Genomic DNA, 16,676 nt, shown 5'->3' on the forward strand with positions numbered 1-16,676 from the left:
CTAATACGTGCGAAGACAGTGTTTTCGTCGTCTGGAAGCATAAGTGCGACTTTGGCGGTCGCTTGCGCCGGAGGCTTCTCCGTATGTCAACACGTGGGAAGACAGTGTCTTCGTGGGTGCCAGCCAAGTTTTCTAATACTAGTTGAGGTTGAGTTGATATTAGATTGTTAGCATAAAACTACAAAATGAAAGGAGTTACAGACTATGAATATAATTTCAAAGCAAAAAAACCGTGGCACAAAAGCAATCCAAATTGAGAGTTTGCACAAGAATTTTGGCGAATATAAAGCCTTGAACAATCTGTCTCTGGAAGTGAACCGAGGAGAGATTTTTGGATTTCTGGGGCTGAATGGTGCAGGAAAGACAACGACCATAAAAACCCTCTTAGGGATGCTCAGGCCAACCTCCGGCAAGCTCTACATGTTGGGCGAAAAGGTCCATGCCGGAAACTATAAATTATGGGATAAGGTTGGGTATTTGGAGGAAGCTACTTTTTATCCTGATTTAACCCTAATTGAAAATCTTGACATCGCACGCCGGATGCAAGGGGTATCTGACAAAGAGTCCGTCAATCGGGTTATCTGTAAGTTGGGGCTTGAGCCGCACGAAAAGAAAAAGGCGAAGCAGCTTTCTTTAGGAAACAAACAGCGCTTGGGACTTGCCAAAGCCATGATCCACAACCCGGAAATCATGATCCTGGATGAACCGATAAATGGTCTTGATCCGGCAGGAGTGGCTGAGATACGGAATATGTTATATGATTTAGCGAAAAATTTTGGCGTTACTATTTTTATATCCAGCCATCTGCTGGAAGAACTCGCAAAAGTTGCTACACGCCTTGGGATTATTCACAACGGTCACCTTATTCAGGAAATCGAAATGGCTAAGCTGGAACAATCGTTGCAGAAAAATTTAGTGTTGGATGGACGGGACAAAAATGCCCTAAAGAGTGTGCTTAAAGAACAGGGCTATGAATTTGAGGAAACAATGGATGGTCATCTCAAATTAACCGATGGCCATGCACTTGAGAGTCCTGAACGGTTGGCCGAACTCCTCGTTAAATCTAATCAACCGCCAACCCTGCTTCGAGTAATTACGGAGGATCTGGAAGGCTACTTTCTTCGGACAATTGGTATGGTAAGGGGGAATATCTAATGAATATTTTGTCTGTTCTACATTGTGAAATTCGTAAGATTATCCGCTCTAATGTGTTTGGGCTGGTGTTTCTTGTTTTTGCATTTGGGCCAATCATGATGGGAGTTGGAACTATTTTATCCAGTAACACGGGTGATATCAATTGGCAAATGTATTTAACAGAATTGCTTAGTGGTCTCGCCGCCCTGGGACTTATCGGATACACATTTATCTCTGCCTGGGTATTTGGTCGAGAGTTTTCAGATAAAACGATTAAGGATTTGCTTTCCAAGCCCGTATCCAGATCACAGATTGTCATGTCCAAATTGCTGGTTATTTTAGCCTGGGACCTATTGCTTGCTCTCTTTATGTTTGTCGTTGCCCTCGCCGCAGGTGGTGTTCTGGGGGTTACGGGCTGGTCAGATGCCCTTATTGGGGATGTTTTCTTTAGATTTATTATAACATCCCTATTGTTTATTGTGGTTACCACACCAGGCACCTTTCTGGCAAATATTAGCAAAGGATACTTGGCGCCCTTGGGACTCATCTTGGTCATCGTAATTTTCTCAAACGTGTTGGCCTCTATGGGATTTGCCCCTTATTTCCCCTGGACAATCCCCTCGGTATTTCAAAGCACCGGGTTCCTTAATTTGAGTAGCATAATTATTCTTGCTTCTACGGGAATAGCCGGAATAGTTGGAACATTTGCTTGGTGGAGATTTGCTGAGCAACAATAAACGCACTGATTTCTCGTAAGCATACCGCTCCTGATAAGGAGCAATAACTTTTTAACCATTGCTCACAAGTTCGGGCTTGACGATAAGCTATCATAATACCGACCCATTCTCCAAGCTTTTCAACGTATAACCCCAGGCGAATACACACATGCCTCGATTGGAATCGAAGCATGGCAATGAATTTCTTCGCTTTGTTGCAAAAGGTGGATTCCATATTGATCCGGTCAAGGGCACTCACTTACGGTGATGAGGGTGAATGAACCGTCCCCGGAGGATGTTCGCTCAGAGAAAAATAGGTGACCGGATATATGAGTACAAACCGAATTATATGAGGGGGATTTATCTTGTTTAAAAAAATAGGCCCAGCTGTTAGGGGATTTACAATGACAAAACACAAACTTCTGACAATTGTCATTGTACTAATTTTAGCTGGTACAGGAGTTACAACCTTCATGGGAAAGACGGAAAAGACAATCGCAACTGCTCCAAATAAAGTTTATGTCAAAGTTAGTGTGGCAGAGAATGTGATTAAGCAAGCAACCGTTTCATATAAGGCATCATTAGAAGCCTCTGAAGAGGGTATTGTAAGTGGCAAGGTCGGTGGTAAGGTAGTTCAAGTGATGTTTGAAAATGGTCAAAATGTAACCCAAGGGGACCCACTGATTAAATTGGATGATCAGGACATTAAAAACAATATAGCTTCTTCTCAGGCCAAGCTGAAAGCCTCAGAAAGTCAAGTAAAATCCTCTGAGAGTCAATTAGTTTCTTCACAAACCGGATTGCAGAAAATGCAACTGAGTGTAGACAATGCAGTGCGTACCTATGACAGAACGAAAGAGCTTTTTGACGGCGGGGCTATTTCCAAGGTTGAACTGGAAAGTGCTGAAACAACGGTAAGTAATGCAAAAAGCGACCTGGAATCGGCAAAAGCCAATATCGAAACAGCACAAGCCAGTATTAAAACAGCACAAGCGAATATGACTGCAGCACAGGTTGATTTAAAAATTCTTGCAAATTCGCTGGCGGATACGACCATCACTGCGCCCCTTACTGGGATCATAGATGAGAAAAGTGTTAGTCTAGGACAATATGCCAACCTAGGAGTTGCCTTAGGAAAAGTTAAGACTATATCACCAATCTATGCGGTAATTGAAGTAGACCAAAACGATATAAGTTCTCTTAAAGTAGGCCAGAGTGCCAAAGTCAAAGTTGGAAGTACTGATATCAAATACTATGACGGAATTATAAAAACTCTTGAAGCCTCTGCCGATGCTACATCAAGAGTTTTTAAATGCAAAGTTGAGGTTGCTAATCTCGATCAGACACTGAAACCGGGCATTTATGCCAGCGTGAATATTGTAGGTGACCAGACATCAGAAATGATTGCTGTGACAACAGAAGCCTTGAGTGGAAATCCAGGAAATTATACAGTGTTTGTGAATGATAAAGGGGTTGCCCGTAAACGCATTGTCAGTATTGGGCAAATCACAAACGGCTTAGTGGAGATCAAAGACGGCGTAAAGAATGGTGACAGCGTCATCATTACCAATGTGAATACACTGCAGGATGGCGATGCGGTTTCAGTGGTAACGGAATAGGAGGACAAGATTTATGTTTTTAACAGATATCAGCCTGAAAAGGCCTGTATTTGCCACTGTAATCATTATTGCTATGCTTGCAGTGGGTGCTATGAGCTATATAGGACTACCCATCAACGAAAACCCTGAGATCGAGATTCCTTATATAGCGGTTGCCATTTCCTTGCCGGGAACTTCAGCAGAACAGATTGAATCGAAAGTGACGAAAAGAGTCGAGGAATCTGTCGGACAAATTTCGGGAGTGAAACACATTACCTCCAGCATTTCGGAAGGGGTTTCCCAGACCGTCATTGAGTTTAATTCTGGAACAGAAGTCAATGTGGCAGCCCAAGATATCAAAGACAAACTAAGCGGTATTCGGGGCACTTTGCCGCAGGATATCGAGGAACCCATTATTCAAAAATTTGACTTTGCAGCAAGGCCCATTATATCCTTCGTGGTCACCAGCCCTCTTTCCAACAAGGACTTATCACAAGTAGTCGAAGATGACATCACCAAAAAACTAAATACGGTTAAAGGGGTTGGATCGGTTACCACCTATGGTGCGCAAGTCAGGGAAATACATATCAAACTCGATAAAGAAAAAATGGCGTCTCTTAATGTGACCACTGCGGAAATCACCCAGAGCCTGCAAAGTGACAACATAGATAGGTCCAGTGGAAAAGTTTCCAACAATGATAAAGAAGTTTCCATCAGAACGAATGGTACGGTCAAAGAAGTTAATGATTTCTTGAATATTTTAGTCGCCAATCGTAACGGTACTGAACTTAGAATCAAAGATATTGCCCAAGTGGAAGATACTATTAAGGATCGGGACAGTTTATCTTATTATAAGGGTGCGGAATCGATTGGTATTGATATCGTTAAACAATCCGGAGAAAACACCACCCAAGTAGCGGATGATCTTAAAGCAAAAATTGCAACGATTCAAACCTCACTGCCTAAAGATGTGAAAATTGATATTGTCAATGACAATTCCCAGGTCATACGGGCCTCCGTGGCTGAAGTTCAGAAAACCTTGTTGGAAGGTTGTATTCTGGCGGTTCTCGTGGTTTTCCTCTTCCTGCGGAATGGGGGAAGCACGGCAATCAGTGCAATTTCACTGCCTACCTCGATTATCACTACCTTTGCCGCTATGAAACTGATGAATTTTTCACTCAACACTATGTCCTTAATGGGCCTCTCCTTATCAGTTGGATTGCTGATTGATGATGCCATTGTCGTCGTTGAGAACATTGTGCGTCACTTAAAAATGGGTAAATCCGCCATCCAAGCAGCGAAAGACGGGACGAGTGAGATTGGGCTGGCCGTGACGGCTACCACGTTTACCATAGTTGCTGTCTTTCTCCCCATTACCATGGTTGATGGATTGATCGGGGCCTACTTCAAGGAATTTGGTCTAACGGTTGCTGTCAGCGTCTTGATTTCTTTATTTGTATCCTTTACATTAGTCCCGTTGATGGCATCTAAATATATAAAAAGGGAAAACGAGGAATTAGATAAAAAACACGGTCCCCTAGGGAAATTCTTAATATGGTTCAATCACTTGTTTGTTAAACTTGCCAGAGTCTATACAAGACTTCTCAGGGTAACCCTGAAACACAGAATTAAAACCATAGCTATTGCCTCGGCAATGTTCTTCGGCAGTTTACTCCTTCTTAACTTCATTAATATTAGTTTTTTAGATTCCTCAGACAATGGAAAGATCACAATAGCAGCGACGACAGATGGAGGGACAACACTGGATAGCGCTGCAGAAACAACCAAAAGAATGGAAAGTATTCTTAGTAAGTATCCTGGAGTAGTGTACCTGTACTCCACTGTTACACCCAGCAGCATCAACATTAGCGTGCAGCTTCCAGACAAGAATGCCAGAAAAGAGACCTTAAGTGAAGCAGCCAGTAAAATGAGAGAGAGTTTAATTCAGATTCCGGGAATTAGCGTTTCTATGACGATTGGTTCAACTTTGGGGGAAGTATGGGCTACCGAAATTCATTTTACTGGGGATGACTTTAATCAGCTTTTAGACTATTCAATGCAAGCCGAGAAAGTTTTAAAGAAAATTCCCGGGGCTGTTGATGTAAGTATAAGCTATAAAACTGGAAAAGCAGAAGCAATAATTGAAGTGGATCGTGATAAGGCCGCTGATTTAGGGGTGAGTCCTCTTGTCGTGGCCAATACCTTGGGAACACTCTTTAATGGTTCTCTCGTAACCCAGTATGAAACAGAGAAAGATCGTTTTGACGTTAAAGTGTTGCTCCAGGATGATCAGAGGAAGGACTTTGACAGTTTAAAAGGGATTTATGTGCCTGGTTCAAATAACAGTATGGTTCCTCTCGATCAGGTTACAAAGCAAGTTTTCGCCACGGGCTCTACGACCATTAGTAGGTATGATAAAGCTCGAGAGATTGTGGTAACGGCCAATGCCTCCGGAGTTTCGGCAACTCAGTTGAATACACAGTTTAACACAGCCTTAAAAAATGACACGAAGATGCCCGCTGGAGTGAGCCAAGTTAGCGGAGGAGATCAGGAAATGATGGCAGAAGCTATCCCCGGCTTAATGCAGGCACTTTTGATGGGAATTCTGTTCATTTACTTGATCCTTGCCGCTCTGTTTGAAAGTTTTATTGATCCCTTGGCGATTGTCTTGGCTTTGCCCTTCGGTATCATCGGAGCCCTGTTGGCCCTGTTCCTTAGCGGCAGCAATTTAAGTATGATGGCCATGATTGGTATTATTATGTTGATGGGTCTGGTCACCAAAAATGCGATTTTATTAGTTGACTATGCCAAGCAAAAGCTGTCCGAGGGAGAGGAGCGCAATGAAGCGCTGCTACAGGCGTCTTCTACACGACTTAGGCCTATCATTATGACGACGTTAGCGATGGTATTCGGTATGATTCCCACAGCGCTTTCCACAGGGTTAGGCTCTGAAGGACGCGCACCTATGGCTTATGCCATTATTGGCGGCTTAATTACATCAACTTTTTTAACACTCATCGTTGTACCTGTAATTTATACGCTGTTGGACGATGCCAAAGGGTTTTTTCACAAGAAACCGCCTTCCGTTGTAGGGCAACCGTTAAATGCACAATTGTAAATGGTAAGCTAAACTGAGCAGGTTTGATTTAAATCAAACCTGCTATAACGCTCTAGTGATTGATTTTGCTTGGTATTTTTAAATAGATACAATTTATTTAAATCATGCTTTTTGTGTTATAGTATTTCTAACGATTTTATGCACGAGGTGCTATGGATGAATAAGACTAGTTTAAGTATTTTATTAGTAACGGACTAACTAAAAAAGTGATTAAGAGTAGGAGATGATAGTTGTGAATAAGAAAATTAAATCAATAGTGTTTATAGGTCTAACTTCTATTGCCATATTAAGTCTAGCCGGCTGCGGCAGTCAAACAAAAGACATAATGAGTACTAGCAACATGACTCAATATATGACCAGCAATACCACAGCAATGGTTGATGTTTTAAGTTCACCTGATACTCGCCAGTCCGTGGTTAAAGTAATGGGGTCTTCCCAAATGATGCCTGTTATGGTAGATATGATGAAAAATAGCGATATCCAAAAAAATATGATCAGTATCCTGGGGAGTAGCGAAAATAAAGATACCATGGTCAGTATTATGGCTAATCCATCAATGTTTAAGCCTATGGTAGAGGCCATGTCCGATCCGAAAATGAAGGCAACTTTCAAAGCAATGCTAAAAGATCCAGCCCTGCAACCCCTGGTTAATGAAGCCCTAGGTGTAAAATAAACTTTATATAAGAAGGGACCCTGATTCTCAAGGTATCTATATTATTTATAGTTATACACTGTCAGTTAACCTTGAGACCTTAAATCCGTATATCTAGCGGGTTTGAGGTCTATTTTGGTTATTAAAACATGAGGTTAAATGTGACTTATCTTCTATAAATAATAGAGAGCAGTTTAATTTATAGATGTGACTTTAGAAGAAAATGCTTGACTTGGAGTTAACTCCGGATGTTAGACTATGATACGAGGTTGATCTCTGTTAATATCTTAATGCTAGTCCTTGTTAGTCTTTAATTATTGCTAAAGTAATATCGAATAACAAAACTATAAATATAAGACAATTAGAAAGAAGGAAAAAATTTAATGGAAAAAAAATTAGGTTTTGGATGTATGAGATTACCACTTCTAGATAAAGATGACCAGACATCTTTTGATATGGAAACGTTAGATAAATTGGTAGATACCTTTTTAGAGAAAGGATTTACTTATTTTGATACTGCTTATGTCTATCATGGCTATATGAGTGAGGACGTAATGAGAGAAGCTCTTGTAAAAAGACATAAAAGAGATAATTTTGCACTTGCGACAAAGCTTCCTATGAGAGATGTAAAAACTGTGGAAGATCAGGAAAAAGTCTTTAATGAACAGCTTGAAAAATGCGGTGTGGAGTATTTCGATTATTATCTGCTCCACAATATTGGCGTTATTTCATATAAGAAGGCTTGTGAACTTGACAGTTTTAGTTTTGGAATTAGTAAAAAGAAAGAAGGCAAAATCAAGAACTTTGGTATGTCATTCCATGATACACCGGAATTACTAGATGAGATTTTAACGGCTCATCCGGAATTGGATTTCGTTCAGTTACAGATAAATTATATTGACTGGGAAAATCCAAGCATTCAGTCAAGAAGGTGCTATGAGATAGCCAGAAAGCATAACAAACCAATTATCGTCATGGAACCATGTAAAGGAGGCTCTCTGGCTTTAGTTCCGGAAAAAGCAGAAAAATTAATGAAAGGATATAATCCGGAAGCATCCATTTCATCCTGGGCAATCCGATTTGCGGCCAGTCAGGAAGGGGTCATAATGGTACTAAGTGGAATGAATACAATGGAACAGGTGCTTGATAATACGTCATATATGGCAGACTTTAAACCTCTTAACAAAGAAGAGTACATGATTATTAATCAGGTAAGCAAAATCATCAATGAAAACACTGCAATTCCCTGCACAATCTGCAGATATTGCGAAAAGGGCTGTCCGAAAAAGATTGCTATTCCAGACTACTTTGCCTTGTATAACAGTACAAAACGTGCTACAACTGATAACTTTTCAAGTCAGTTTGTCTATTATTTAAACCTTGCAGCAAATCATGGTAAGGCAAGTGACTGTATAGACTGTAAACAATGTGAACACGCTTGTCCTCAGCATTTGAAGATAACGGAGCACTTAAAAGATGTATCTGCGACATTTGATGTGACACCACAGTTTCCAACCAGAAAGGAAAAATAGAAACAGGGTGAAAAGACTATGAGAAATCAGCATATTTCAGGGGCCTGAAGGTAGCATTGACTAATATGTTTTTATAGAGATGGGAATACCGGATAGTTTATGCTGGAAATTTCCCTGACTTGCTAATACTCATTCTGAACAGGCGATGTCTCGCTCTAGTCATGGCGACATAGAGCAATTTAAGATCAAGGTCTTCATCACTATAGTGTTCATGGATATTAAAAATAAACACAACGTCAAATTCTAGTCCTTTGGAAACGTACGAGGGCACGATCAAAACTTGTCCTTCATAAAGGGTTTCATCCCCATGCAAAATTTCACAGGGAATATTCAGGTTCTTTTTGAGTAATTGACATTCTTTAAGGGTTTTCCCGATAAGGGCGATTGATTTATAACCGCCTGCAAGTTGGATTTCAAGTAAATTTTCTATGGCATGAACCATATCCTTAACACTTTTGAAAGCTAGAACATCGGGAGGAACTCCATGGCGGATGACTGGTTTCGCCAAGAGGATATCGGTTGCTTTCACTTTTTTAATAACTTGGTTGGCATATTCCATAATTTCAATAGTGGTTCGATAGCTTTGTTCGAGAGTTAAATAGTTGCAGTCAAGAGCTGGAAAGACCTCTTGCCTAACCTGATCCCAACTTTTTATCCCTCGATAAGCGTGAATTCCCTGAGCCAAATCGCCAAAAATCGTAAACATATCTGTCTTTAAAACTTTGCGCAATGTATAGAGCTGAAAGATACTAAGATCCTGGGCTTCGTCAATAAAGACATGACTGATATCAAACTTTTCTTCATAACCGAACAGAAGTTGCTTTAAATAGACTAGAGGAGCCAAATCCTCCAGTTCAAGTTTATTTTGGGCGATCAGTTCGGCAGAAGAACTGCACAGGTATTCAAGGGTAGCTCTGTCCAGCCCTTTCGCACCCGTATCTAAGAAAACGTCTGGATCAGCAATAATCCTTTTATAGTGATCTAACAGATCAATTTTAGGGAAGAGCGCAAGATACTTCTTTACCACAGTCTTGGCGGAATTGGTGAGCTTAGTTAGAGTTTCATTGCGCGAGTCAACTAAAGCAATCCCTTTTTCACGCCGCACCTCTTCATCGAAGGTTGATGAAGAACGCACTTCCTGGATTTGACGGTTAAACTCCTCTTCGACTAGTTTTAAGGCAGGCTCTTTGGCTGCTTTGAGTTTATTAGTCAACACTTTTTTAACCATTTCAATTCGCTTCTGTAAGGGAAGAAAACTGTATTCCTCAAGAAAAACTCGTTGAATGTCTTCTGCTTCTAAAATGACATAGTCTCCGAGTTTAAAATCAACCTTTGGTACAAACGTCTCTTGTAAGCGTTCTACATAATGATCGAGGACATCTTTAAATTGAAGGGAACCTTTGAATTCTGAGGCTCCAATAATATAGGAAGAATTTAATGAGGACTGGTTATTTTCTTCCAGTAACTGAAATAGTTTTTGTTCTGGGGGAACTAATTTGATTTTCGCAGTTTTACCAATCAGCTCCAACATGAAGTCGATCAAAGTCGTCTGAGTCACTCTTTCTGCGCCCAACTCCGGTAAGGCTTCGGAGATATAATTAAGAAATAAGCGATTCGGGCCGAGAATAATGAAATTCTCGGGGATGAAACGATCTTCATAGGTATAGATAAGATAGGCCATGCGATGAATTGCTATGGTCGTTTTACCGCTGCCGGCAACTCCTTGAACGATTAAGGGAGCGATATCTGCGCGGATCACCCGGTTTTGTTCCGCTTGAATCGAGGTGGCGATATCCTTGAGCCGATTATCGGCACTTGCTTCCAGAGAGGCCTGAAGGAAAGCGTCATTGGTTGTAATGTCGATATCTCGAATCTCCAATAACTGTCCGTTTTCAATGGTATATTGCCGTTTGAGACCCAGCTCTCCTTGAATGGTTCCTGTGGGAGACTGATAATCAACAGCCCCCAATCGCCCTTCATAATAGATGGAGGCAATAGGGGAGCGCCAATCAAGGATAAGGGGCTCTTGATCTTCCTGGGTAAGCAACGATAACTTGCCGATATAATAACGCTTAAAGTCTGGACTGCCTTCTTGTTTAAAGTCAATCCGGGAAAAGTAGGGCTTGGCAAGTCCTTGATTGAGTTGGTAAAAGTGTTGTTCTCCGTATTCTAAAAGCTGAGAAGTCACCAAAATAGAAATGTAACTCTGGCTGCTGTCTAAATAATCTAAGTCAATAAAAGCTTGGCGAATCTCTTCGCGCTGACCTTGGCGGTTCTCCACAATCAAATTAATCATTTTCTTCATGTATGTGATCGTAGAAGCAAGACGTTTTGCTTCTTGGTCAAATTCGTGATGATGACTGCTCATAGGTTGCTACTTGCTCCCTTCAGGTAAATTTGGACTTGAAGACATTAGGGCTGCAATTATCCTAATAAAGGAAATGCTATCATTACATAAAGGATTTCGGTGTAGCCACCCCACTGATCGAAGGCTATACCTAGGGGCAATGGGCCAAGTGCCGCGCCAATAATCATGACACTAGAAGCAATTGCGCGAATACTGCCTAAGTCGCGACGCCCATAATAATTGGGCCAAATTAAATTTAAAGTGATTTGCTCAAAGCCTACAAAGAATCCCCACATTAGACCAAAAACAATGACACTGAGTTGAGAATCTACAAATTGAAGGGTTAACAAAACCATGATTTCGCCTAGAAAAACGAAGGCCAGAGCATAGTTTGTCTTTACTCGTTCCAAAATGAATCCAGCAAGGAATGAAACGGGGAACCCCACTAGAGCCATTAAGGTTAAAATAAAGGCTGAATTCAAGGGTGAAATTCCTCGTTCCCCCAGAATGGAGATTAAGTGAAAGGTTAATCCTGTATTGACTAAAGCTGGAACCGCAGCAGCCAGAAGGATAAACCAGAAGGTTCTCGTTTTCTTTGCTTCCGCTAGAGTCAAGTTAATTTCTGTATCAACAATGTCTTTCGCTTTGTTCGTTGAAATCGAATCAGGACTCTTGATTATCTTTGGCGAGTCTCCATCGGGGTATAACCCGACTTCCTCAGGTTTGTTGACGGTAAAGTAATAGGTCAGAGGGGTAAATAGCAGGATCAGTAATCCTCCCCATACCCACCAGGTAACCCTTAAATCCCAGGTTTGGATCATCCAGACATTGAAAAGAGGAATGAAGGATGAACTGGCAAATCCCCCCAGGGCCATTATACTGAAGGCTCTTCCTCTTTTTTGAACAAACCATTGAGGGACCAAGGTGCTGGGAATAAGGCTCATGGAGCCTTGTCCAAATAATCGGAGCATAAAGAAGCCAATAAATATCCAAAGGGGTCCGTGGAGGAAACTGTTCCAAAAGCAAGGCAAATCCTAAGCAAAGGGCGATGACAGCGCTCATTCGTCGTTGTCCATAGCGATCAATTAGTCGTCCCATCATAAATAGAGAAAGACCAGCCGTTAAGCTAGCCAGGGAATAAATACCAGAAATCAAGGAGCGGCTCCAACCTAATTCGGTAGTATAAGCATTTATAAAAACGGAGATAGAGTAGGTTTGAAACCTGAGAAAAACAAACTTAGGGCGGAGATGACGACGATAATCCAACCATAGAAAAAGGGAGGATTGACTGGGAGTTTTCCTTGAGAACGGTGCACGGCAACTAAGCTCCTTTGTTTTTGACTGCTAAAGAAAATCCTGCGAAGGCTTTTTAAAGGGTTATTAGACTTCTTGAAAAATCGGTATAACCATGGGACGCCTCTTGGTCTTGGCATAAAGATGTCTGCTTACAGCATCTCTAACGCGATTTTGCAAAAGGTTGGTTTCATGGATACCATTCTGGATACTGCGGGCTATGGTCTCTCTGGTGATCGCTTTTACCTCATCGAGCATTGCGTTTGATTCTCGAACATAAACAAATCCTCGGGTGACAACATCTGGACCCGTTAGTATTGTGTTGGTTGCGCTGTTGAGGGCTAAAATGATTATCAGAATTCCATCTTGGGAGAGGAGTGACCGTTCTTTCATAACACTATTCCCGATATCCCCGACTCCCAAGCCATCAATAAAAACTCGCCCGGCGGTAACATTATTAGCCAGTTTTGCTCCGTGACGAGTAAACTCTATCACATTTCCGATTTCTGCCACAAAAATATTTTCCCGTGGAATTCCCACTTGCACAGCAAGTTCAGCATGTTTCATGAGCATGCGGTATTCCCCGTGGACAGGAATAAAGTACTTAGGTTTCACCATACTGAGCATAAGTTTAAGCTCTTCTTGGCTGGCGTGGCCGGAAACGTGCATCCCGGAGAGGGATTCATAGATCACCTTCGCCCCTAACTTGAAGAGCTGATCAATATTTCGAGAGACGGCTTTTTCATTCCCCGGGATGGGAGAAGCCGAGAGAATAACCGTATCTCCCGGATAGATGGAAATCTGCCGATGATTATGGTTCGCCATGCGGGTAAGGGCAGCCAACGGCTCGCCTTGACTGCCTGTTGTCAGGATGCATACTTGATTGCTCGGCAAGCACATGGCCTCATCGACGTCAATGAGAGTGTCTTCAGGGACATGGAGATACCCAAGCTCCGCGGCGATGCTAACGACATTGACCATGCTTCGGCCGACGGCAGCGACTTTGCGATGGTACTTGAAGGCGGCGGTGATCGCTTGCTGAAGGCGATTGACATTGGAAGCAAAACTGGCGAAGATCACTCGCCCCTCGGCACCCGCAAAGGCCTTGTCAATGTTTTCCCCAACCAGCCGCTCAGACTTCGTAAAGCCTGCGCGTTCCACATTGGTACTGTCTGAGAGAAGGCAGAGAACTCCTTTGTCGCCAAGTTCTGAAAACTTGTGGATGTCGAGAACCTCTCCGCTCACCGGAGTATGATCCAGCTTGAAATCTCCGGAATGAATGATGGTTCCCAGGGGGGAATGAAGGGCTAAACCGACAGAACCCGGTATGCTGTGGCTCCCATTAATAAAGTCAATGGCGAAGGAGCCCAGTTTTATGGTTTCTCCAGGCTGGATTACCTGGGTAGTTATTTGTCCCAATTTGGCTTCCGTTAGTTTATATTGAACTAAGCCAATGGCAAGGCGTGTTCCGAAAATAGGGACGTTAAAGTGTCTCAACAAATAGGGTAGTCCCCCAATATGGTCTTCATGACCGTGGGTAATCAGGATTCCCAGGATGCGGTCTTTGTTTTCAATGAGGTAAGTATAGTCTGGGATTACCAGGTCGACTCCATACATATCCTCGTCAGGAAAAGCTAGACCTGCGTCAATTAAAACGATTTGATCATTATAGCGGATAGCGGTGGTATTCTTTCCGATTTCCCCTAGTCCACCGAGGGGAATAATTTGTAGTTTGCTTTCTTTAGGCAAGTAGTGATACCTCCTGTATTATATAACACTCAATCCTTTTAAAGGAGTATTTCAAGACCACTTTAGCTAAACCAGGTTTCCCTCCCGATTAATTATGATAATTAGCATAGATCCAACTTCCTCACTGCTGGGCGCAGTAATCATAATTTGCTCTTGTTGCGAAGTGATGATAATACCCAAAGCAGGAAAACCTATATTATGGTTTGTAGTCTTAATACTTATCTTGCCGCCGACATAACTGGTGGACTTTACGCGCATTACTAATTCACAACTGCGATCGTATTGGGAATCTGAGTTGACATGCAAATGCACAGTCATACCAACAAGTGCATTCATGATCTGCTTTAATAATTCAAGGTTTTTAGGATCAAATAGCCTTTGGTTTAAATGATCCCTAACCAGGCTATACAGGTTATCAAACAACAATATCACCCCGTGTTTGTAGTTAGTAACTGCCCTGTCAGATAGAGACAATACTTATCACGGTGGACTAGCCTGGGTAAGATTAGATTTTTGTAAGCTCATCCTCAACACCTCTTGTTCATAGTATTAAGGGGTATGTTCCAATTATTAGAACCTTTCCCCGCGTTTTTGCTTTTCAATAAACTCGTTAAGATCTTCTTTTTTCACCCGCCAGCTATGGCCAATTTTGAAGGCGGGGATTTTATTCTCCTGAACCAAACGATAGGTGGTCACCTCGCTGATTTGTAGGTATTCAGCCACTTGGCGCAGGGTCATTATTTCTTTGTATTCAGCCATCGGACTCACTCCTTAATATTTTGCTACATTAATAGTGATTATTGTTGATTAGAACTGATAACGAAATTATATAGTAGGTATCTAAAGAAGGCAATCCTTAGCTAAATATAGATTGTTTTGACAAATTGCTGTTTATGATTATTTGTGATAATGTACTACAGGCACTCTCGAAATTTAATGTCCTCAATGAGTTAATCAGTTAGGGGTATTTTCTTTTTGCTCCGAGGGGAACACTATCGAAAGTAGCTTGTTGTAAAAGTGAGGTTTGTATGGAAACTTTATCCTTCAGAGAGTCATGGTTTAGCAATATTAAAAATGACGTATTGGCTGGGCTTGTCGTTTCCCTGGCTTTGATTCCAGAGGCGATCGCATTCTCAATTATTGCCGGGGTAGACCCAATGGTGGGTTTGTATTCCTCCTTTATCATTCCAATTGTGATTGCCTTTGTCGGAGGAAGGCCGGGAATGATTTCTGCGGCAACAGGGGCAATGGCTCTTTTATTTATTACCTTAGTAAAAGAACATGGTATTGAGTATCTCTTTGCCGCTACGATATTAACAGGAATATTTCAGATCTTGTTTGGGACATTTAAACTGGCGAGATACATGAAATTTATACCTCGCTCAGTGATGGTTGGGTTTGTTAATGCTTTAGCAATTATGATTTTCACGTCTCAATTTCCTTATCTTTTTGGCCAATCATGGCCGGCGTACGTTATGACCGTGGGTGCTTTAGTGATCATCTACGGTTTACCACTGATATTAAGGTCAATTCCTTCCACACTTGTGGCGATTGTTGGAATTACAGCTATTGCCATAATACTTGACATCAAGGTTCCGGTGATCGGAGACATGGGAATCATTACACGTTCCTTACCCAGTTTTTCTATACCTAACCTGCCGATAACCCTGGAGACATTATTAATTATTGTACCGTATTCCTTTGCTCTAGCGATGGTAGGCCTGACTGAATCCTTGCTCACCGCCACGATTGTGGATGACATGACGGATACAGGAAGTAATAAAAACAAAGAGAGCCAGGGTCAGGGTATTTCTAATATTGTCGTCGGTTTATTCGGAGGGATGGCCGGGTGCGCCATGATTGGTCAGTCGGTCATTAATGTGAAATCAGGTGGAAGAGGTCGATTATCTACGTTTATTGCAGGGGCGTTTTTGATCGTTCTGATTATTGGTCTCAGGGATTATGTCGTGCAAATTCCTATGGCAGCCTTAGTTGCCGTGATGATAATGGTTTCAATTGGAACCTTTGATTGGCAATCGCTTAAAACCTTGCGAATTACTCCTAAAAGCGATGCCTTTGTCATGATTTTTACCGTTTTAACAGTTTTAGTAACTCATAATTTAGCCTTAGGCGTTATGGCGGGAGTTATTCTAAGTGCAGTCTTTTTTGCATCAAAAATTTCTAAGGTTTATGCAAAGAAACAAATTGAGCAAGATGGTTTAGTGAAAACATACAAAATTAGTGGGCAGCTGTTTTTCGTATCTGTAACAGATTTGCTGAATGTATTTGATTTTACGAACGATAACAAGGATAATATACGAGAAGTGGATATAAATTTTAGCAATGCGAATCTGTGGGATGATTCGGCCGTAGCTGCGATTGACAAGATTGTCTTCAAATACAGGCAATATGATATTAAGGTTACCTTAAGCGGACTAAACGAACAGAGTGCTCGATTGATTGAAAAATTGGCCACCCATACAGATTTGAACTCTGGACTGCCTAAACACTAAGAAGAGACAAATGCCAAATATAAA

12 protein-coding genes and 1 pseudogene are annotated in these 16,676 nt (G+C 41.7%); 7 read left to right on the forward strand and 6 right to left on the reverse strand.

Translation table 11 applies throughout. From position 1 onward, the window contains the following. Nucleotides 1–204 precede the first annotated feature (204 nt). From M8E35_RS17285 to M8E35_RS17310, 6 genes are all read left to right on the forward strand, one after another. Nucleotides 205–1,155 carry an ABC transporter ATP-binding protein gene (locus M8E35_RS17285; RefSeq protein ID WP_252470585.1) on the forward strand — a complete coding sequence of 317 codons (951 nt, stop codon included), beginning with the start codon at nt 205–207 and terminating at the stop codon, nt 1,153–1,155. Next, nucleotides 1,155–1,871: a DUF2705 family protein gene (locus M8E35_RS17290; protein ID WP_252470587.1), complete on the forward strand. Its 717-nt coding sequence runs from the start codon at nt 1,155–1,157 to the stop codon at nt 1,869–1,871. The genes M8E35_RS17285 and M8E35_RS17290 overlap by 1 nt, the downstream gene beginning before the upstream one ends. Nucleotides 1,872–2,215: 344 nt before the next feature. Beyond that, nucleotides 2,216–3,469 (forward strand): efflux RND transporter periplasmic adaptor subunit, encoded by a 1,254-nt coding sequence (locus M8E35_RS17295; protein ID WP_252470589.1) that lies wholly within the window; start codon nt 2,216–2,218, stop codon nt 3,467–3,469. A gap of 13 nt (nt 3,470–3,482) precedes the next feature. Then, the gene (locus tag M8E35_RS17300) at nt 3,483–6,566 is read left to right on the forward strand and encodes an efflux RND transporter permease subunit (RefSeq protein ID WP_252470591.1); all 3,084 of its coding nucleotides are present in this window, start codon (nt 3,483–3,485) and stop codon (nt 6,564–6,566) included. 223 nt (nt 6,567–6,789) lie between these two features. Then, nucleotides 6,790–7,239 carry a hypothetical protein gene (locus M8E35_RS17305; protein ID WP_252470593.1) on the forward strand — a complete coding sequence of 150 codons (450 nt, stop codon included), beginning with the start codon at nt 6,790–6,792 and terminating at the stop codon, nt 7,237–7,239. Nucleotides 7,240–7,601: 362 nt separating this feature from the next. Beyond that, nucleotides 7,602–8,750, forward strand: a complete 1,149-nt coding sequence (locus M8E35_RS17310; RefSeq protein WP_252470595.1) for an aldo/keto reductase — start codon at nt 7,602–7,604, stop codon at nt 8,748–8,750. Between the two features lie 97 nt (nt 8,751–8,847). Here the strand turns inward: M8E35_RS17310 and helD are convergent, their stop codons facing one another. The 6 genes and pseudogenes from helD to M8E35_RS17335 all read right to left on the reverse strand — a co-directional run bounded on the left by helD (nt 8,848) and on the right by M8E35_RS17335 (nt 14,898). After that, entirely contained in the window at nt 8,848–11,118 is a 2,271-nt protein-coding gene (gene helD / locus M8E35_RS17315; RefSeq protein WP_252470597.1) for an RNA polymerase recycling motor HelD, read from the reverse strand. Between the two features lie 56 nt (nt 11,119–11,174). Then, nucleotides 11,175–12,128, reverse strand: coding sequence for an MFS transporter (locus M8E35_RS17320; protein WP_289710894.1), 954 nt, complete (start codon nt 12,126–12,128; stop codon nt 11,175–11,177). Then, nucleotides 12,127–12,363 (reverse strand): annotated as a pseudogene (locus tag M8E35_RS26980) (MFS transporter); the annotation flags it as partial. The pseudogene M8E35_RS26980 and the gene M8E35_RS17320, both read right to left, overlap by 2 nt. Nucleotides 12,364–12,477: 114 nt before the next feature. Further along, nucleotides 12,478–14,139 (reverse strand): ribonuclease J, encoded by a 1,662-nt coding sequence (locus M8E35_RS17325; RefSeq protein ID WP_252470601.1) that lies wholly within the window; start codon nt 14,137–14,139, stop codon nt 12,478–12,480. 66 nt (nt 14,140–14,205) lie between these two features. Continuing rightward, a complete protein-coding gene (locus tag M8E35_RS17330) occupies nt 14,206–14,562 on the reverse strand; it encodes a hypothetical protein (RefSeq protein WP_252470603.1) in 357 nt (118 codons plus the stop codon). 147 nt (nt 14,563–14,709) lie between these two features. Beyond that, nucleotides 14,710–14,898: a helix-turn-helix domain-containing protein gene (locus M8E35_RS17335; protein WP_252470605.1), complete on the reverse strand. Its 189-nt coding sequence runs from the start codon at nt 14,896–14,898 to the stop codon at nt 14,710–14,712. A gap of 269 nt (nt 14,899–15,167) precedes the next feature. On the opposite strand from M8E35_RS17335, the gene M8E35_RS17340 reads away from it, so the two are divergent. After that, entirely contained in the window at nt 15,168–16,652 is a 1,485-nt protein-coding gene (locus M8E35_RS17340; protein ID WP_252470607.1) for a SulP family inorganic anion transporter, read from the forward strand. Nucleotides 16,653–16,676 lie beyond the last annotated feature (24 nt).

It is taken from the genome of Desulfosporosinus nitroreducens (assembly GCF_023897015.1).
In the GTDB taxonomy this organism is placed as follows: Bacteria; Bacillota; Desulfitobacteriia; order Desulfitobacteriales; family Desulfitobacteriaceae; genus Desulfosporosinus; species Desulfosporosinus nitroreducens.